The sequence below is a fragment of the Serratia sp. HNCC26DJ244 genome, assembly GCF_057180565.1.
Genome location: NZ_JBXUGO010000013.1, coordinates 22,123 through 42,205, shown reverse-complemented (window position 1 = coordinate 42,205; position 20,083 = coordinate 22,123). Strand labels below are relative to the sequence as shown.

The 20,083-nt window shown below is 49.8% G+C and carries 10 protein-coding genes and 2 pseudogenes; 5 read left to right on the top strand and 7 right to left on the bottom strand.

Annotation, left to right across the window (positions count from 1 at the left end):
• Window positions 1-176 precede the first annotated feature (176 nt).
• Complete coding sequence (locus tag AC2A06_RS11930; protein ID WP_484380465.1) at window positions 177-1,796, top strand: phosphoethanolamine transferase; 1,620 nt, start codon at window positions 177-179, stop codon at window positions 1,794-1,796.
• A gap of 220 nt (window positions 1,797-2,016) precedes the next feature.
• On the opposite strand, the gene AC2A06_RS11925 is transcribed toward AC2A06_RS11930, so the two are convergent.
• The 6 genes and pseudogenes from AC2A06_RS11925 to AC2A06_RS11900 all read right to left on the bottom strand — a co-directional run.
• Window positions 2,017-2,454 carry a nuclear transport factor 2 family protein gene (locus tag AC2A06_RS11925; protein WP_484380412.1) on the bottom strand — a complete coding sequence of 146 codons (438 nt, stop codon included), beginning with the start codon at window positions 2,452-2,454 and terminating at the stop codon, window positions 2,017-2,019.
• 91 nt (window positions 2,455-2,545) lie between these two features.
• Window positions 2,546-2,755: a DUF1471 domain-containing protein gene (locus AC2A06_RS11920; RefSeq protein ID WP_484380411.1), complete on the bottom strand. Its 210-nt coding sequence runs from the start codon at window positions 2,753-2,755 to the stop codon at window positions 2,546-2,548.
• Window positions 2,756-3,398: 643 nt separating this feature from the next.
• Window positions 3,399-3,503: an IS66 family insertion sequence element accessory protein TnpA gene (gene tnpA, locus AC2A06_RS11915; RefSeq protein ID WP_484380410.1), complete on the bottom strand. Its 105-nt coding sequence runs from the start codon at window positions 3,501-3,503 to the stop codon at window positions 3,399-3,401.
• Window positions 3,504-3,976: 473 nt separating this feature from the next.
• Entirely contained in the window at window positions 3,977-5,185 is a 1,209-nt protein-coding gene (locus AC2A06_RS11910) for an MFS transporter (RefSeq protein WP_484380409.1), read from the bottom strand.
• 178 nt (window positions 5,186-5,363) lie between these two features.
• Window positions 5,364-14,477, bottom strand: a pseudogene (locus tag AC2A06_RS11905) (non-ribosomal peptide synthetase); the annotation flags it as partial.
• Window positions 14,478-15,144: 667 nt separating this feature from the next.
• A pseudogene (locus AC2A06_RS11900) lies at window positions 15,145-15,719 on the bottom strand (Tn3 family transposase); the annotation flags it as partial.
• 90 nt (window positions 15,720-15,809) lie between these two features.
• Here AC2A06_RS11900 and AC2A06_RS11895 point away from each other — a divergent pair.
• From AC2A06_RS11895 to clcB, 4 genes are all read left to right on the top strand, one after another.
• Entirely contained in the window at window positions 15,810-16,346 is a 537-nt protein-coding gene (locus AC2A06_RS11895; protein ID WP_484380408.1) for a metal-dependent hydrolase, read from the top strand.
• 109 nt (window positions 16,347-16,455) lie between these two features.
• Window positions 16,456-17,205: a bifunctional NADP-dependent 3-hydroxy acid dehydrogenase/3-hydroxypropionate dehydrogenase YdfG gene (gene ydfG / locus AC2A06_RS11890; RefSeq protein WP_484380407.1), complete on the top strand. Its 750-nt coding sequence runs from the start codon at window positions 16,456-16,458 to the stop codon at window positions 17,203-17,205.
• 225 nt (window positions 17,206-17,430) lie between these two features.
• Complete coding sequence (locus AC2A06_RS11885) at window positions 17,431-17,793, top strand: DUF1283 family protein (protein WP_023492563.1); 363 nt, start codon at window positions 17,431-17,433, stop codon at window positions 17,791-17,793.
• A gap of 140 nt (window positions 17,794-17,933) precedes the next feature.
• Window positions 17,934-19,214, top strand: coding sequence for a voltage-gated ClC-type chloride channel ClcB (gene clcB, locus AC2A06_RS11880; RefSeq protein WP_484380406.1), 1,281 nt, complete (start codon window positions 17,934-17,936; stop codon window positions 19,212-19,214).
• Between the two features lie 3 nt (window positions 19,215-19,217).
• On the opposite strand, the gene bioD is transcribed toward clcB, so the two are convergent.
• Window positions 19,218-19,883, bottom strand: coding sequence for a dethiobiotin synthase (gene bioD / locus AC2A06_RS11875; RefSeq protein WP_484380405.1), 666 nt, complete (start codon window positions 19,881-19,883; stop codon window positions 19,218-19,220).
• Window positions 19,884-20,083: the final 200 nt, after the last annotated feature.

Sequence of the window (20,083 nt, the reverse complement as noted above, 5' to 3'; positions counted from 1 at the left end):
ATAAGCGAAATCAGAGGTCATATGGTCTTGGTTATGTTCATGCGACAACTCAATGGCGCTTGGATGACCGATTGGCGTGCTAATTTGCGTTAGGAAATGCTATCTGGCAACCTGTTTGCGAATTTGATGAAGCACCTTATGTATAGATTTGAATGGATTTATTTATGGAGTTCGCAATGCCCGTACTTTTCAGGATGAAAGTTGTACCACTGGTTTTACTGTTGGCAGTCGTTTTTGCATTCTTACTTAACTGGCCCGTGTTATTGCATTTTTACGATATTTTGACCCATCTCGAACACGTTAAGATTGGTTTCATGATCTCGATTCCGTTCGTGTTGGTCGCGGCACTCAACTTCGTGTTTATGCCCTTCTCGATTCGTTATCTGTTAAAACCATTCTTCGCCTTGTTGCTCGTCACAGGCTCCATGGTTAGTTACTCCACACTCAAATACAAAGTGATGTTTGATCAGACAATGATCGAAAACATCATTGAAACAAACCCTCAAGAAGCCCATTCCTACCTGAATGGATCACTTATTTTATGGATTCTATTAACCGGCATTGTTCCGGCTATCTTGCTGTTTTTGATAAAAATTGAATATCCATCAAAATGGTACAAAGGCATTGCCTACCGTTCTCTGTCAATGATGGCATCGTTGATTTTAGTTGCAGGTGTTGCCGCGCTTTATTACCAGGATTATGCCTCTGTCGGGCGCAATAACTCGACGTTGAATAAAGAGATTATCCCGGCAAACTACACTTACAGCACTTTCCAGTATGTTAAGGATAGGTACTTTAAGACTAAAGTGCCCTTCCAGACGCTGGGGGATGATGCTAAACGCGTCGCCAGTAACGAAAAGCCCACGCTGATGTTCCTGGTGATTGGTGAAACTGCACGTAGCCAGAATTTCTCGATGAATGGTTATTCACGTGATACCAACACCTTTACCAGCAAATCTGGCGGCGTTATTTCGTTTAAAGACATGCATTCCTGTGGTACTGCGACAGCAGTTTCCGTGCCGTGCATGTTCTCGAATATGAACCGCACCGAGTACGATGGTAATAAAGCATCCAACAGTGAAAACTTCCTCGATATTGTGCAGAAAACCGGGGTCTCGCTGTTGTGGAAAGATAACGATGGCGGTTGTAAAGGCGTGTGTAGCCGCATTCCGACTATCGAAATTAAGCCTAGTGATAACGCAAAACTGTGCGATGGAAAAACCTGCTATGACGAAGTGATGCTGGAAAACCTTGATAAGGAAATCGCAAAAATGGCTGGAGACAAGCTGGTCGCCTTCCATATGATTGGCAGCCATGGCCCGACCTATTACCAACGTTATCCGGCTGAGCATCGGCAATTTATGCCAGAATGTGCGCGTAGCGATATAGAAAACTGTACTCAGGAACAACTGGTTAACACCTACGACAACACCGTTCATTACACCGACTATGTCTTAGCGCAGATGATTGAAAAACTAAAATCATACAGCGGTCAGTACAACACCGTGCTGCTGTATGTTTCCGATCACGGTGAGTCTTTGGGCGAAAGCGGGCTGTATCTCCATGGCACACCATACAAACTGGCACCGGATCAGCAGACGCATATCCCGATGCAGGTCTGGATGTCACCGGGATTTATCGCTGAGAAACACATCAACATGTCTTGCCTGCAGGAAAATGCGGCGAAAAAACCGTATTCCCACGACAATCTGTTCTCGTCCGTTCTGGGGCTTTGGGACATCAGCACCAGCGTCTATAATCCGGACAGCGATTTGTTCCGCGAATGTCGAGGCTAATGGTCCGTTGACAATGGCATAAAGCTTGGCACAGAGGTGACGGAAAAATCAGGGGTTCCAGTGTAGAACCCCTATACGTTACATATTACGATTTTCAGTGCGCGAGTTAAGCAGCGGAATAGAGCTGCCTTGTACTTCTTTCGCAAGGCTATCCGTCATCACTGAAAACCCGATGAGGAAAAGATTACCCTAATGAACAACCTTTTACCCAGAGTTCAGGTTACTTAGGGGCATAAAGCGGAGCAATGTCCATATAGATATATGTGCCAGCCACTTTATTATCTTTTATTTTAAATACATCGGTCACTGGTAATGTGATGGTGCTGCCATCATGACGGGTATAAGTGACATTCATTTCAGCAACAATACTTGATTTATCATGCCAAGAGTGAACAACTTCATGTTTTAACCCTTTAATGCTGCTATAAAAGTCAGTCTGATATTTTGCAATCGCTTCTTTTCCAACTGCTTCTGGAAAATTACCGAATTTAAACTTTGAATTGTCAGTTAATACTTTGGCAAATTGCGTAGGATCCATGCTGTCAATTGCCTGTAAAATCGAATCAAGTTTGATAGTTTCTTGTTGAGCCGCTTGGGGAGCAGTAGCCATAACAAAGCTAGACATCAGGATCATCGAGGGGATTAGAGAGTTTTTCATTAAATTACCTATTGTTAATAATTATTTATTTTTGCTGCGCAATTTATTGTTAAATAGAGCTGCTTTTGTGATGTAGAATCAAAATAAAGTATTAATTTACCAGCTTGGCAAGCATATACACGCCATTTTTATCGAGCGTAGCAATAATATTATAATTCATGTTGGCTTTTTTCGCCTGAGCGGCAATCTGTGCCTCAGCGCTGTCAATGGTAGAGGCTCTTGCAGTGACATTATGAGCCTGACTACTGAAGGAGACTAGAGTAACAGTAGATAATAAAGCAAATAATTTGACTTTCTTCATGGCATTATCCTGGTTAAAATATTTAGATTTAACAAAGTGATTTATTGTATTAAATAAGCATACATCAGTTATCATCATTAAAGAACACTAACTATTTGCACCAGTCTTTCAGAAAAAATGAACTAGTCGGTTTTGTTGAAGTATATGGATGGCAATAGAGATTATATGCTGATGGACCATGATGTATTAAAGGGCTTTAAACTTTTTTGCTCTTTAGCCCATTAGCCATCCCACTATTTCCAGGCAATAAATCTGGCTTAACGAAAGTGGAGCGGTGGTAAGCAAAATTTGCTCTATCACCAAGTTGCCTTTTATATCTCAGTCCGAAATTCAGCAATTAGCGCGTCAACAAAACTCCGCAGTTTGATTGTTGGCTTGCGCGATGCTGGATATACGTAACCGCCGTTAAATCGACGTACTTGCCCTATTCATATTGCGGCACATTTTTTGAAAAAGGGGCCAGGTCAACATTCCACGGTAACTGTGCTTCTATCTTGTCCACCGTATAAAATCATCGAGATCACAGAAGAGTTCTACTAATTTGTTCATGCCTGTTCCCCACTCGATTGATCCGTTTGTTTTTTCATCAAAAGATCGGATCTGGGAACAGGCACTTAGTTCAATTTTTTATCCAAAGCTCAGGTTAAGTAAGTTGATGTTGCTGACAAAAAATCTGACCGGAGAGTCCGGATGTTTGCCAGAGAGTAATTTGTTCACGCCAATAGTCGGCACGTTGTTGAGATTTCATGATTGCGCCCTGTGTTTATCGTAGAGAGCAACAGTGTGGCGCAGTGAATAGCTGAAAAACAGATGCTGAATTAAGGGCGCTTAGTACGTCAGAGCCGGTTTGTTGATGAAGTAGCCAAGCTGTGGTTAAAGGCGTTAAGACGGCGAAGTCAGCGACAGCACATGACTTGGTTACCCTTCAAGGGTCTGTTAAAACGGTGGATACCTATCCCTCGAATTCTCCATCCTTATCCTGGACAGCGCTTTTACGCCAAACACCCGTGGTAGGAGCCGGATGCGTTAGCAGCGCACGTCCGGATCTGTGCGGGGGGTGGCAGGTGACTGCCATTCCTACCGCGACCCATGTTCAAAACTAAGCCAAATGTCGTCATATTGTAGTTTCCCTCACGTTAGGTCATGTAGACAAGATGTGGTCATTTAACGTAGCTCGAAAAGTGCTGCCCTCAGACAACAAGGGCGGCCTGATCGGGACGATTACTTGAAGGTAGGTTCGGCATCAACCGCTGACGTGGCACGAAGTGTACGTAGTCCCAAAAGCACGATAACCACCATGACCAAGCCCGAAACAATGGCTACACTGAACCCTGACCGTGCGCCATAGACATCGATGACCATGCCCGCGAGGACACTCCCGAGCGCTACACCGATGCTGATACCCGTCGTCATCCAAGTGAGTCCTTCGGTGAGCCTGGACGGCGGAACAATGATCGTACCGAGATTCATAACAACGACCATCGTTGGTGCAAATGACATACCTGCCACAAAGAGCATCATGGAAAGGATGTAGACATCCGGTGAGAAAATAGGCAATACAGCTGTGACTGAAGTTACCAGTACCCCCACGAAGAACTGCTTTTCAATGGGTAAGGAAATCCTTAATGCACCGAATGTCAGGCCCGCGATCATTGAGCCTAGCGCATAGGCTGCCAGGATGAAACTGGCAGACGCTGGCCAACCTTGTGCGTTGGCAAAGGCAACCACAGCCACATCGATGGAGCCGCCAATCACTCCCATCGCCAGTAGTGCCAGAACAATGGTACGAACGCCGGGGATAAGTAAGGTCGAGCTTGTGTTCCTCCTGACGCCTACGACGACCTTCGGTTCTGTCTCTCGCTGTAGAAGAAACGCTGTCACGCCGGTGATCAGTAGCAATACGGCAACAAGAGGTCCGGCCTCGGCGAAAAAACTGGTACTCAGGCCAATGGCGAGTGGTGGGCCGATTATAAAAGCGAGTTCAGTGAGAACTGTGTCCAAAGAGAAGGCCGTGTGTAATTGCGGCTTGCCGCGGAAAAGCTGTGTCCAGCGTGCTCTTATCATGGCAGGCATGCTTGGCATCGTGCCCGACAATGTAGCAAGAATAAAAAGCAGTGGAGTCGGAGCACTCATATAGACAGCAATTATCAGTGCCAGCAACATACCAATGCTAAAGGCGGTCACAAAGGGGAGAATCCGGCTCTGGCCATGCTGATCAACGAGTTTCGAGACTTGCGGGCCGACAATCGCATTCGCCAAGGTAAAGGTCCCGGCGACCGAGCCAGCCAGCCAATAAAGACCCGTCTGCTGCACTAACATTGTAATGATGCCGATGCCGGACATTGCCTGTGGCAGGCGAGCAATGGAACTCGCGATCACTAACCCCATGACGCCGGGGGTTGTGATAAGTTCGCGGTAGGGATTAGCCATGGTTTCTCCGGTTTATAATTCGGCGCTGAGGAGTATCCCGCTGCACGGGATACAAGCTTTTGGGATAGTTTACTGGCGACAGAATGTTGTATTTAATCGTGCAAGCAAGTGAGGGAGTTACAGCATGTTTAACAACCCCACTTGCATATAGATGAGCGTACTGCTCAATCATTGTTTACTACAAAAGTGCTCGATCGAATGCTTCAGCCAAGTGTTTGCGATTACTAATATCCTCCATCATGGACACATGTCTGCCTGGAATAGAAACAGAACTAATTGCTAAATCAGGTAATAGTTCTCTCCAACCGCCCACCATATCAACTTGAGGCAGATGAGAATGTTCACGTTCAGCCGCGTAGAAATAAGAGATATTGATCGGTAATGTCAATGGCTTATAGGCTCTGGCAATTTTTGAAAAATGATAAATGGCTTGCCATTTGACTGTTTCCAGTGAGATGTCTGCATTTAAATCATAGCCTCCCAATTCCTGTGCTTTTTTAATCAGCACAGCAAGCTCATCTCCTTTATTTAGCGTATCGAATTTATGATATTCATCCTCTGAAACTACCGCTTTAACATGTTCAATGAAATAGTGTTTAATATCTTGATTTTTATAAAGTAAATCCTGTGGCGCAGGAACATCAATAAATCCTAAAAATTCAACGTTTTCCCCTGTGCAAATAAGCACATGGGCGATGGTATAAGCAAGTATCCCTCCAGAAGAATACCCCGCAATTCGATAAGGTCCTTCTGGCTGTATCGCTTGGATAAGCGGTATCATCCTTTCGGCCATATCCTCTATTGAATGAGGTAGAGGGTCGCCAATGGCTGACCACGGCAATACATGGATTGGGCAGTTAACGCGGATTTGTTGGGCCAGAGAAATTGCATACGAATAATCAGCCAGTCCCGAGGGAACAAAAAAGACCGGAGGCTCACTTCCGCCAGCGCGCACCGTGATCGCTCCGCTATGTGATTGAAATACAGCAGTTTGTGCGATTTGTGAGGCAAGGTTAGCCAATCGTGGGTGTTCAAAAATGTCGCTCAGTGAACACTCCAAGCCATAACTCCTGACTTTCTTCATCAGTTGGATGGCCATGAGCGAATGACCGCCGAGGGCGAAGAAGTTGTCATGGCGACCGATCTGCTCAATCCCGAGCAACCCTGACCAAAACGCTGCCAGGATAGTTTCAATCTCACCTTGTGGTGCCTTGTAGGCTACATGGGCAAAAGCCTCGCCCTCAGGTACAGGTAACGCCTGTCGATCAAGCTTGCCGTTAGGGGTTAGCGGCAAGCATTCCATGAGCACAAAAGCAGACGGTACCATGTAATCGGGTAAACGTTCACTCAGATGATCGCGTAATTGTCCCGCAAGTGGTAAACCCTCCTCTGATCCGACTTGGGATATGAAGGTATCACTTCCTAAGACTGGATGAGCCACGACATAAGCGACCAGTCGTTTGTCCGTGTCTACACCTTGCACTTCCACTACCGCCTCGCGGATGGAAGGATGCTCGGTCAGTCTGGCCACAATTTCACCCGGCTCAATCCGCAAACCCCGGATCTTGACTTGGTCGTCATTGCGGCCCAGGAACACCAGGTTCCCGTTGGGCAGATAGCGGACCAAGTCCCCTGTCTTATACATACGTGCGTCAGGCTTGCCTACAAATGGATCAAGCAAGAAACGCTCGGCCGTCAGTTCGGCGAGATTCAGGTATCCACGTGCAACACCTACCCCTCCGATATACATCTCTCCCACCGCGCCTATCGGAACAGGTTGACCATGTTCGTCAAGAAGGTAAATGTATGTGTTTGAAATCGGACGGCCTATCGGAACCTGATCAACGTCACTAGAGGAGCAGCGATAAACTGTTGCCCAGACTGTCGCTTCAGTTGGGCCGTATTCATTGAATAATTCAACGGCAGTAAATACTGAGGTTACTTCCTGAACTAATTTCGCAGGGCACAATTCCCCAGCCACGATCACCTGACGGAGTTGGCCATATCCGAGTTGGGCGACTTGCGGCAGAACTAATCTGGCAAGAGATGGTACCAGCAAGACTGAGGTGACTTTGTTTTCAATTAAAAGGCGGCTGATAATGTGTGGATCTACGACCTTATTGCTCCCTGGCAAACACAAAGCACCACCGGTTGTTAACGTTCCGAATATACCTGCAATGGAACTGTCAAACGCCATCGATGATAGGAGTAAAAATACAGCCTCGGAATTCGCCTTATAGACCGTGGTTCTTGCCAGAGTTGATGCGATTAATCCACGGTGCTCAATCATGACGCCCTTTGGGTGCCCGGTTGAACCTGAGGTATAAATGATATAAGCGAGGTTGTGGGGTGTAAGACCGAGAACCTGGGGATTGGCATCAGTTTCCGCAAATACCCTTGTTTGGGTCTCATTGGGATCAAGCACAGTGTGGGATTGCAACGCCTCACCCAGTACCTGCCGCCCAGCCGTATCGGCTAGCACCAGGACCGGAGCAGTGTCGGCAAGAATGTAGGCCAGTCGATCTCCCGGATAGGTCGGATCAAGCGGCACATAGGCCCCACCTGCTTTAAGGATCGCCATAAGGCCAACAACCATGGCCACCGAGCGCTCGACACAGATCGCCACCCGCTGGTCTGGCTCAACGCCCAACGCGATTAGCCGGTGTGCCAGTCGATTGGCCCTGACATTGAGCTCACCGTAACTGAGTATTTCTCCCTCAAAGATCAGTGCTGTTGCCTTTGCACTGCGCTCTACCTGCTCCTCGAATAAATGATGAATACACAAATGATCTGGACATGATGTATCTGTTGCGTTCCACGTTTTGAGCAGCAATGTACGTTCAGACGCAGGCAGAATATCCAACTGTCGAATCGGACGGTGCGGTGAGAGCTCCAAGGTTTGTACCAGACTGTCTAATGCCTGTTCCATATAGCTACACACACGCTCGGAATCAAACGGTGTGATCACTTGGGTTGTCAACCCCAGTGAATGGCTGAAATCTTCCACAGACAATGTGAACGGATAATTGGTCCGCTCTTGTTCACTCAAGAACTCGGCGCCTGGCATTTTCCGCATGGTTTGGACAATGTTACCCTCACCAGACAGATCATTGTGCCGATAGTTGAGCAATGCGCTGAACAGTGGCGTACCTGTGGCGACCGCACTGCACCGTTGCGCCAGCGCCAGAGAAGCATGCTCGTGGGCGAGCAACTCTGCCAGCCTAACATGAGCCTGCTGGACACTCTCAGCAGTATCAAGGTCACCTGAATCAAATCGGATTGGTAGCGTGTTGATGAACATGCCCATGGCGCGATCTAACCCGTGGCCCGCTTGCATACGTCCAAACAGTACTGTGCCAAACACAACCTTTTCCTGGCCGCTGGTGCGCGCCAGTACCTGAGCAAAGGCAACGTGACACAGACTTGCGAGACTCACATTCAAACGCCTCGCCTGCGCTCGCAACCGATCATTTAGTTCGGCCGAAACCATGCGGTGGGTCTGACCTACCTGCGCGCCGTCCAGATGCACCTCCGCTAATCCGAATGGCAGCGTCGGCTCTTCTATGTCAGCCAGCATTGATTTGAAGAAATGCTCATGTTCCTCCACGCTTTTGCCCAACTGCACTTGACCGATCAGGTTGCGGAACGACTGAGGCGACGATAATTTCTCACTCTTATCGGCAAGGAAAGCCTGCACTTCGTTATAAAAAAACTGTAAGGAAGAAGCATCATCAATCAAGTGATGCTGCAGTTGCATCAGAATGTAGCAGCCTGAGACGGGATCATGGGCAACAATAAAGCGCAATACCGGTGCTTGAGTCAGGTCAATTCGGTACCGGCATGAATCAAAGCGCCAAGAAAGTTGCTCGGTAATGGGGCCATCTGCCGAATCGAGGACAATATCCGTGACTGAGAGTGGAGCCTGTCGCCAGACAACTTGCGCGGGTCGAGACAATCCTTCCCAAACAAAGGCGGTACGCAAAATGTCGTGGCGGTCTACAACCTGTTGCACGGCAGCCAGATACCGCTCCAATGTCTCACGATCAGCAAAGGTCATCTGGGCAACCAGCAAATAGGGGTCACCTTCTTTTGCCAGCATATGGTGGAACAGGATGCCGTCCTGCATAGGCGAGAGTGCATAGATATCCTGGATGTTAGCTGCCCCCCCAGGAACCTGTGAAATGATCAGGTCGATGTCTGATTGGCTGAGGTCTATCAATGGCAGCAGTTCGGGCGTAATTCTTGACGTATCGGGCTTGATCAGATTGGGCGGTACCACCATCTCACCGTGCTGCCCAAGTGTGCTGGCCAGAGTCGACAACACGGGAGTTTGAAACAAATCACGCACAGCAAGACTCAAACCTTGGCGGCGTAACCGCTCGATCAACCGCACTGCCAAGAGTGAATGGCCTCCGAGGGCGAAGAAGTTGTCATGGCGACCAACATGTTCAACGCCAAGCAGTTCTGACCAGACTCCAGCAAGAGTGAGCTCTGTTTCGCCCAACGGTGCTTCGTATACCGCATGAGCAAAGGCATCGCTTTCGGGCACCGGTAACGCCCGCCGATCAAGTTTGCCATTGCCCGTTAGCGGTAAGCTCTCCAAGCGTACAAAGGCAGACGGCACCATATAGTCGGGTAAACGGCCGCTCAGGTAATCACGCAGTGCTCCCGCCATCGTCAAGCCAGCTTCAGCGTCTACCGACGTGTTTTGAGCCCCGAACTGTGCCACTATATAAGCAACCAGGCGCTTATCGGTCTCCTTGCCTTGGGCCACCACCACCGCTTCGCGGATGGTGGGATGTTCGTTCAATCGGGCCGTAATTTCACCCAATTCAATCCGGAAGCCCCGGATCTTGACTTGGTCATCATTGCGACCCAGAAATGCCAGATCGCCGTTCGGAAGATAACGGGCCAGATCCCCTGATCTGTACATCCGTGCGTCAGCCTTACCCGCAAAGGGATCGTGCAGGAAACGCTCTGCCGTCAGTTCGGGACGATTCAGATATCCACGCGCAACACCGGCTCCCCCTACGTACATTTCACCCACGGCACCCATCGGAACAGGCTGGCCATGCGCATCCAGAAGGTAGAGATTCAGGTCCGGCAGACGCTGGCCGATCACGCTGTCGTCTTGTTGCGTATTGGATGAGGTCAACGGGTAATAGGTGACATGGACCGTAGTTTCCGTGATCCCGTACATGTTCACCAGTTGTGGGGGAGATTCGCCACGTATTCTATACCAGTCGCGCAAGGTTGATGGCTGCAGCGCTTCACCGCCAAAGATGACATAGCGCAGCCGATCCGATGACGGTTGTGCATACACCATCAGGGCGGTAAAGGCGCTCGGAGTCTGGTTCAAGACGGTGACACCCTGCTCGCAAATCAACTGGTAGAATGCCTGCGGAGAGCGGGTAATGGCATGGGGAACCAGCACCAGCGTGCCGCCATAACGAAGGGCTCCCCACAATTCCCAGACCGAGAAGTCGAAGGCGAAAGAGTGGAACAGGCACCAAACGTCATTGGCCTCAAAACCAAAGGTGGCGTGTGTCGTGTCGAACAGACGCACCACCTGAGCATGCTCGATCATGACCCCTTTGGGCTGTCCGGTCGAACCCGAGGTGTAGATGATATAGGCAAGGTTATTGGGAGTAAGACCAGGAATTTTAGGGTTGGCATCCGTTTCAGCGTGGTCATCACAGGGATCGAGTACGGTATGCGCCTGCAAAGTGTCCCCGAGTGCCTGGCGTCCGGCCGCATCAGCCAGCACCAGGACCGGTGCCGTATCGGCAAGAATGAAAGCCAGTCGCTCCCCCGAGTTCTCTGGGTCGAGTGGCACATAGGCCCCACCTGCTTTCAGAGTTGCCATCAGGCCAACAACCATCGCCGGAGAACGCTCGACACAAATCGCTACGCGCTGATCAGGCCTGACACCTAAAGCAATCAGTCGATGCGCTAGCCGATTAGCCCTGGCGTTGAGTTCGCCGTAGCTGAGAGTTTTTTCCTCAAAGACCAATGCTGTGGCTTCAGGACTGCGTGCAACCTGCGCCTCGAATAGATGATGAATACACAGATGGGTTGGACAGGATTCATCCAACGAGTTCCACGTCTTAAGCAACAATGTGCGCTCGGACGCATCAAGCAGGTCTATTCTGGCTACAGTCTGGCTGGCATCCCTGGTCATCTCGGTAAGGACGGTCTTCAGATAGCCCACATGACGCTCAACAGTGGCCGGGTCAAACAACGCGGTCGCATAGGCAAGGGCACCAACGATCCGATCACCAACCTCGGCCAGGTTCAATTCCAGATCGAACCGGGCTACTTCATAGGTAGAACCAACTGGGCTGACTTCAAGGTCGGGTAAAGCCCATTCGCCTGCATCATGGTTTTGCCAGGCAAACACCACCTGAAACAGTGGCGTATGGCTCAACCGCCTTGGCGGTTGCGTTATCTCCACCACCTGCTCGAACGGCAGATCCTGATGGTACTGGGCCTTGAGTGCCTGTTCGCGTACTCGAATGATGAGGTCGGCAACGCTTGGGCTGTTGCTGAGATCAATCCGTAGCGCCAGTGTGTTGACGAAGAAACCGATCAGCGGCTCAATGTCACAATGACCCCGGTTGGCACTGGGCGCTCCGATGACAATATCTTCCTGCCCCGACAGACGTGACAGCACTGCGGCCCAGGCCGACAACAGCGTCATGAAGAGTGTCACCCCCTGCTGCTGGCTAAAACGCTTGAGGGCCGTTGTCAGCTCGGCACTGAGTTCGATCGGCACAGAGGCACCTACAAGGGACTGCTGCTCAGGTCGCCGCCGGTCTGTTGGCAAGTCGAGCAGTGTTGGGACATCAGCCAATGCCTGCTTCCAGTAAGCCGCTTGCTCATTCCTGCGCTCTCCCGACAACCATTGCCGCTGCCAGGCTGCATAGTCTGGATATTGGATCGCTAATGGCGATAACGGACTTGCCTGATGGTTGCTAAAAGCTGTGTACAGCGCACTTAACTCTGGCAAAAGAATACCGAGCGACCAGCCATCTGAAACGATGTGATGTTGTGTGAGCAGTAATATATGCTCATCTGCGGCTGAGGTAACAGGCACCGAGATCAGGCAAGCCCGGATCAACGGACCGGTATCTAGATCAAAGGGTGCCCGAGCCTCGTCGGTGCAAAGCCTTGTAAGCTCGGCCTCCGTGCTCGATCCACCATGGAGACCAATCCGGCGCAATGGTAAACCGTGGTCGCATGCCAGCAGACGTACTTCTACCTCCCCCTCATTGGTGACGAAGACCGAACGCAATGCTTCATGACGTGCCCACAATGCATCAAGGGCCTGCTGCAAGACCGCCACGTTCAACTGGCCACGTAATCTCAGCGCCAAGGGGATGTGATAGGCGTCGCTGATCCCACTGTCGAGTTGGGCCAGAAACCAAAGCCGCTGCTGAGCAAAAGACAGCGGCAAGGACCCGTCGCGAGAGAGAGGCTTGATTGATCCACGCACCACAGAGCCAGCATTAGGCTTAGCTTCAATCGCCAAGGCAACAGCCTTGAGCGTTGGAGAGGTAAACAAAGTTGCGAGCTGCAATTCAGTTCCAAGGGCAGCTATGCGACTGACCAATCGCACGGCCATGAGTGAATGGCCGCCGAGGGCGAAGAAGTTATCATGGCGACCAATTTGTTCAACGCCAAGCAGTTCTGACCAGATCCCGGCAAGAGTGACTTCTATTTCGCCCAACGGTGCCTCGTATGCCACATGGGCAAAGGCATCCATCCGCGGAGCAGGCAATGCCTTGCGATCAAGCTTGCCATTATCCGTCAAGGGGAAGCTTTCTATCCGTACAAAGGCAGATGGCACCATGTAGTTGGGTAAGCAGCCACTCAGATAATCACGCAGTGTTCCCGCCAGAGCCGAGCCAGCCTCAGCGTCTACCGACGTATCCTGAACCTCAGACTGCGCTACAACGTAAGCAACCAGGTGCTTGTCGGTCTCCTCACCTTGCGCCACGACTACCGCCTCGCGGATGGAGGGATGTTCGCTCAACCGGGCTGTAATTTCACCCAATTCAATCCGGAACCCCCGGATCTTGACCTGGTCATCATTACGGCCCAGGAACGCCAGATTGCCGTTCGGAAGATAACGGGCCAGATCCCCCGACTTGTACATCCGTGCGTCAGTCTTACCCGCAAAAGGGTCGTGCAGGAAACGTTCTGCCGTCAGATCAGGACGGTTCAGATATCCACGTGCAACACCGGCACCCCCTATGTACATTTCACCCACGTCCCCCATTGGAACAGGCCGGCCATGCGTATCCAGAAGATAGAGATTCAAATCCGACAGAGGTTGGCCGATCACACTGTCGTCTTGCTGTGCATCCGATGAGGTCAACGGGTAATAGGTGACATGGACCGTGGTTTCCGTGATCCCGTACATGTTCACCAGTTGTGGGAAAGATTCATCATGCACTCCATACCAGTCGCGCAGGGTCGATGGCTGTAGAGCTTCACCGCCAAAGATGACATAGCGTAGCCGGTTCGATGACGGTTTTACATGTCCCATCAAGGCAGTAAAGGCGCTCGGAGTCTGGTTCAAGACGGTGATGCCTTGCTTACAAATCAACCGGTAGAATGCCTGCGGAGAGCGGGTAATAACATGAGGAACCAGCACCAGCATTCCACCATAACGAAGGGCCCCCCATAACTCCCAGACCGAGAAGTCGAAGGCGAAAGAGTGGAACAGGCACCAAACGTCACTGTCTTTAAAACCAAAGGCGGCGTGTGTCGTGTCGAACAGACGCACTACCTGTGCATGCTCAACCATAACGCCTTTGGGCTGTCCGGTTGAACCTGAGGTGTAGATGATATAAGCGAGGTTATTGGGAGTAAGATCGGGAACTTCAGGATTGGCGTCTGCTTCAGGGTAGACATCACGGGGATCGAGTACGGTATGTGCCTGCAAAGTGTCCCCAAGTGCGTGGCGTCCGGCCGCATCAGCCAGCACCAGGACCGGAGCAGTATCGGCAAGAATGAAAGCCAGTCGCTCCCCCGAGTTCTCCGGATCAAGCGGCACATAGGCCCCACCTGCTTTAAGGATCGCCATCAGGCCAACAATCATCGCCGGGGATCGTTCAACACAGATCGCTACATGTTGATCAGGTCTGACGCCCAAAGTAATAAGCCGATGCGCCAGTCGATTGGCCCTGGCGTTGAGTTCCCCATAGCTGAGCGCCTCTCCCTCAAAGACCAATGCCGTGGCTTCAGGACTGCGTGCAACTTGTGCCTCGAATAGATGGTGAATACACAAATGAACAGAATATTTAGACATAAATTGGTTGTACATCCTTGCCTCCAGAAGTGAAGAAATTCATTTTTATTAGTTAATTTTATTTATATGATGTAAGTGCGAGTCCATGGAGTATTATCTATTTAACCCTACCTGCCATACGTCTTAAATCGTCCAACAGCAAAGTATCGATCATTAGAGCTCATCACCATCTATTACATAGAACAGGCGCATTAGTTGATGCCATATTGACAGTGTTATCACACATAACCTGCATCGTGATGGTCATGGTCAGTATGGTCTAAAAAATTGGAAAGTAATTATTTTTATTCATTATTGCCTCTGAATGAGCATTTAGACCCCCCAAGCAGTGTCGGCTTGATATCGGGATTTGGAATCCCATCGTGCGAAGGTATGTTATTGAGTAAACTTTTTGAACGGAAATATAAGATTAAAATAGCTTAAGATTAGTGAGTGTTATAGACGAAAGGATGTCAATTTTTTGAGTAGGTTAATGTTCCTTCCTCACATAACCCTTGATATACAGTATTCATAAATATCCCAGGGGATTTGACAGCACCACAGTCAGGGGGGATCACTGTTGTGATGCGGGTTTCAGTAGCCGTGGTGGTCAGGAGAATCTGTAAAATCGCCAGCAGAAACGTGCTCAGTGAGATTCTGATACCAGGTGAGAAACCAACGACTCATTAATCTGGATCCCCTTTCGTTTTAGCGATTCGACGGCCCTTTCTATATACACCGTATTCCACAACGTGATCGCCGCAGTCAACAGCGTCAGCCCGCTGGCGCGATAGCTTTGATTTTCCAGCCCCTGTCTCTTATTTCACCCAACCGATGCATAAAAACGGCCCGCGCAAGCGCATTGCGGGCTTCACCCTTATTCAAACCGGCTTGCACACGACGGCGCAGGGCCGGATCGCGAAACCAGTCCAGCATAAACAACGTTCGCTCGATACGGCTAATTTCCCGTAACGCTTTTGCCAAGCCGTTTTGTTTGGGGTAGCTGGCCAACTTTTTTAACATCAGCGATGCGGTTACCGTGCCCTGCTTGATCGAGGTCGCCAAGCGCAGTACCTCATTCCAGTGTGTCTCAATTTCTTTGAGATTCAGACTGGTCGTGGATATGATCGACTGAAGCCCAGAATATTTTTCCGCCTTTCCATGAATGAATAGCCGTTTGTCATGGAGATCCCGGATCCTTGGTGCAAATGCAAACCCAAGTAGATTCATTAGCGCAAAATGATATCCAAGTAACTCACTTGCTGTAACTTGCAGACGACCAGGATATCATGTACCACTGTTGCCAACTTGAAATCACGCAAGATAATTATGCCCACAATTATTACCCATGCTGCGGTGCCCTTGTGTCTCGGTTTGGGCCTCGGTCAGAAGGTTATCCCCCCTCGCCTGTTACTGGCGGGTATTGCACTTTCCATGCTGCCGGATGCTGATGTAGTGGCGTTTAAATTTGGTGTAGCTTATGGCAATGCTTTCGGGCATCGGGGTTTTACCCATTCACTGCTGTTTGCGGTACTCATGCCTACCTTGGCACTGCTGTTTTACCGTTGGTTTAAAGTGGCTCCCATCAAAACCTGGTTATTCCTGTTTATCTCGTTACTGTCGCATAGTCTATTGGATTCAGTCACCACCGGGGGTAAAGGCGTTGGTTGGTTATGGCCTTGGAGTAGCGAACGCTTTTTTGCACCTTGGCAAGTGATCCGTGTTGCTCCTTTCGAACTGCACAAATATCTCACTCCAAGCGGGCACGCTGTGATTGTTTCAGAATTGCTTTGGGTATGGTTGCCTGGCGTAATCCTTATGGCTGCCTTGATCATCGCGCGTAAATACCGGAGCAATAGCCAGTAAAAATAGACAATAGCAGATATAACTCTTGCGCTATTGGCAATTCAATTTGTGAGTATTACGCCATCGCGCTAGAGTAGCCGGTAAAGTAAAAACAATTGAGGACAGTAATATGATTATTTTTGTCACCGGTGCTACCTCCGGTTTTGGTGAAGCGATCGCCCGTAAGTTTGTCGGTGAAGGTCACCAAGTGATTGCCACAGGGCGTAGAATTGATCGCCTGGAAGCATTACAGGCAGAGTTAGGGGATGCACTGTATATTGTCCGCTTGGATGTTCGCAATCGTGCTGCCATTCAACAAGTTATTGCTGAATTGCCAGCCACACTGCGTGATGTGGATGTATTAGTGAATAATGCAGGCTTGGCATTAGGCCTGGAACCGGCCCATAAAGCCAATATTGATGATTGGGAAACCATGATCGATACCAATACCAAAGGGTTGGTCAATATCACTCGGGCCTTATTGCCAGCCATGGTCGAGCGCAATGTGGGCCATGTGATTAATATTGGCTCCACCGCCGCCAACTGGCCGTATGCCGGTGGTAATGTTTATGGGGCTACCAAGGCGTTTGTGAAGCAATTCAGCCTGGGGCTACGTGCTGATCTGCATGGAACACATATTCGTGTCACCGATATTGAACCCGGCATGGTAGGCGGCACAGAATTCTCTAATGTCCGCTTCAAAGGCGATGATAACCGGGCAGAAAAAACGTATGCGGGGGTCGATAGCCTGACACCAGAAGATATTGCCGAAGCGGTATTCTGGGTAGCGACATTGCCTGCTCGCGTTAACATTAATACTCTTGAAATGATGCCGGTCAGCCAGTCCTTTGCCGGGTTAAGCATTCACCGCAGTGCTTGATGTTTTACCTCGTTAATGTTTCTTCGTTAATGTTTTCCCCGTGGCAGGGCCGATGCTCTGCCGCGAGGGGTTTCCCCCCACATAAGCCCACTTCCATCTCATTTTCTCGCCCCAAGCTGCCTTTACAGGCTGGTGTAATGCAAGAGCAGAATGATATATTTAGCCATTGCAGGAGCCTGTGTTGTTTTGCTGAGGGATGCAACACTCACTAATAAGGATAAAACGATGAAACCCATTTTTATTCAACGACTGATGCGCGGGATGTTGCCAGTCACCATGGTTATGTTGGCAGGCGTCTGGCAAGCCCCAGTGTTTGCCGACACCTGTACTCAGGGGGGGACCTGCGTTACGGTCAACGGTAGTAATGCAATGAGCAATGAGCAAGCTCGCCAAAGCAAAGAGCAATGGGATGCCAGCCGTTCTCTGCGTAACAAGGTTAATACTCGCGTTGAAAAGGAGTTTGATAAGGTTGACCGTGCCATTGACGATGAAGAACGCTGTGATAACAGCTATAACGTTAATGCTTATTGGGAACCCTCAACCCGTAAATGTCTGGATCGTACAACTGGCCGTCAGGTCACACAATAATTCGGCCATAACGTTAAACGATACATCTGTAATCGGTGGCACAGCATGCTGTGCCCTGCTCTATTTATGATTGACTGACTTCCAACTGGACAGGCAAGCATCATGCCCAACGACTCAGTGATTCTCATCTTTACCAACCTATGAAACGATGGGTACATCTACGTCGCTATCGTGCCTTATTGCGACGTTTGCTTATTGCTATTTTTCTCGGTATTTCAGCAGCATTGGCGGTATGGCTTTTTCACCAAGCCATGCTGATGCTTGAATGGCTATTTTTCGATCATGCCAATGGTAGCTTGGTCGCGGCGGCCGCTACACTGCCAGGATGGCGCAGAGCTTTGACACCCATGCTGGGTGGCCTGGTGGCCGGTTTATTACTTTGGGCTTACCAACATTATCAACACCAACGGCCAGTCGCGCCCACCGACTATATGGAAGCCATTGAAACTGGTGATGGTCGGCTAGATGTGGGCGCCAGCCTGGTGAAGAGTCTTGCTTCACTACTGGTGGTCTCCAGTGGTAGCGCCATTGGCCGCGAAGGGGCGATGATCCTGCTGGCCGCCCTGGTGGGGTCGGTATTTGCCCAGCGCTTTACTCATGCCCGAGAGTGGAAGTTGTGGGTTGCTTGCTCCGCAGCGGCCGGTATGGCCAGTGCCTACCACGCCCCATTGGCCGGTAGCCTGTTTATCGCTGAGATTTTGTTTGGTTCATTAATGTTAGCGTCCCTTGGCCCGGTGATTATTGCTGCCGTGACTGCACTGTTAATGACCAATCTGCTTAACGGGGGGCAAACACCGCTGTATATCGTCACGCCACTGAGTGCTCCATGGCCAGAACAATACCTGCTGATGGCCCTACTAGGAATATTGGCAGGTATCTGCGGCCCACTTTTTTTATGGGGGATGGCGGCCAGCGGGCGAGCATTTCGTTCACTTAACCTCAAACCCCCATTACAACTGGCATTAGGTGGCTTAATTGTCGGGTTGCTGTCCTTGCTGTATCCCGAAGTGTGGGGAAATGGTTATAGCGTAGTGCAATCATTGCTCTCCGCACCGCCGGGTATTTTGCTGCTTGGCGGCCTGCTGGTTTGCAAGTTATTGGCGGTGCTTGCCAGTAGCGGTTCTGGCGCGCCAGGGGGAGTATTTACGCCAACGCTGTTTGTTGGTGCCGCTTTAGGGTCGCTGGTCGGTCAGTTTTTAACCAACTGGCCGGAGCTCGGCATGGCAGTACCGATTCTGATGGCCTTGACGGGGATGGCAACGCTACTGGCTGCCACCACTCATGCCCCCATTATGGCTGCCTTGATGGTATTTGAGATGACCGGTGAATATACCCTGTTGCCCGGTCTGCTGTTAGCTTGTGTTATTGCCACAACCATTGCTCGCGGATTACGTCCACAATCGGTTTACCATAATGCGTAGCGTTTACTTTAGGCGCGAAATATCCAGATATTGCGCCAATTCACGCTGTTCGGTACGGGGAAGATAAGGGATCTCACCCAGTAATGGGGCCGGAATACGTTTTTGCAAAGCATCAATGGTTTCGGCATAGTGGGCTAAACCCGGGTTGATACGGTTAGCCACCCAACCTAATAAAGGCAAGCCATCGTTAATAATTGATTGTGCAGTAAGCAAGGCATGGCTGACACAACCTAGTTTAATTCCCACAACCAGAATAACTGGCAACTGTTCCTGTACCACCCATTCGGCATACGGGCGTAGATCGCTCATCAACACACGCCATCCCCCGGTCCCTTCTACCACGACAACATCAGCCTTGCTGGATAAATGCACTAGGCCACGGCTCATCACGCCATAGTCAATATCTTGGGTTGTCGGTGTGTGAAACACCTCATCAATACAGGTAATGGGGTTAATTTCATTATAGGACAATGGCATGGTGGAAGATGCCTGTAGAACCAAAGCGTCTCTATTCTGAAAGCCTTCGCTGGTTTCCTGGCAACTTGCAGCAATGGGTTTATACCCCGCAGCAGAACGGCCCTGTGCGGCGAATGCCTGCAATAAAGCACGAGAAACTACAGTCTTACCTACGTCGGTATCCGTGCCTGTAACAAATAAACGCTTTAACATGAATAGATTGCCCTGATATGCCACGTTAATGAAATGACCTCTGCGAATTACGGAGAAAGTAACTCACTGAGAAAAGTCTAGGGGATACCAATCAACAGGGGCTTGAGATAGCTCAATCTTTTAGCGGTAAGCAATAATAAATTTTGATAATGTTGTTGCGAGAAACAAAAAATAATCATGCTAATGATTAGTTATCATAC

Coding starts and splice junctions, on each gene's coding strand:
- AC2A06_RS11930 (WP_484380465.1), top strand. CDS start 177: ATGCCCGTACTTTTCAGGATGAAAGTTGTACCACTGGTTTTACTGTTG.
- AC2A06_RS11925 (WP_484380412.1), bottom strand. CDS start 2,454: ATGAAAAACTCTCTAATCCCCTCGATGATCCTGATGTCTAGCTTTGTT.
- AC2A06_RS11920 (WP_484380411.1), bottom strand. CDS start 2,755: ATGAAGAAAGTCAAATTATTTGCTTTATTATCTACTGTTACTCTAGTC.
- tnpA (WP_484380410.1), bottom strand. CDS start 3,503: ATGAAATCTCAACAACGTGCCGACTATTGGCGTGAACAAATTACTCTC.
- AC2A06_RS11910 (WP_484380409.1), bottom strand. CDS start 5,185: ATGGCTAATCCCTACCGCGAACTTATCACAACCCCCGGCGTCATGGGG.
- AC2A06_RS11895 (WP_484380408.1), top strand. CDS start 15,810: ATGCCCACAATTATTACCCATGCTGCGGTGCCCTTGTGTCTCGGTTTG.
- ydfG (WP_484380407.1), top strand. CDS start 16,456: ATGATTATTTTTGTCACCGGTGCTACCTCCGGTTTTGGTGAAGCGATC.
- AC2A06_RS11885 (WP_023492563.1), top strand. CDS start 17,431: ATGAAACCCATTTTTATTCAACGACTGATGCGCGGGATGTTGCCAGTC.
- clcB (WP_484380406.1), top strand. CDS start 17,934: ATGAAACGATGGGTACATCTACGTCGCTATCGTGCCTTATTGCGACGT.
- bioD (WP_484380405.1), bottom strand. CDS start 19,883: ATGTTAAAGCGTTTATTTGTTACAGGCACGGATACCGACGTAGGTAAG.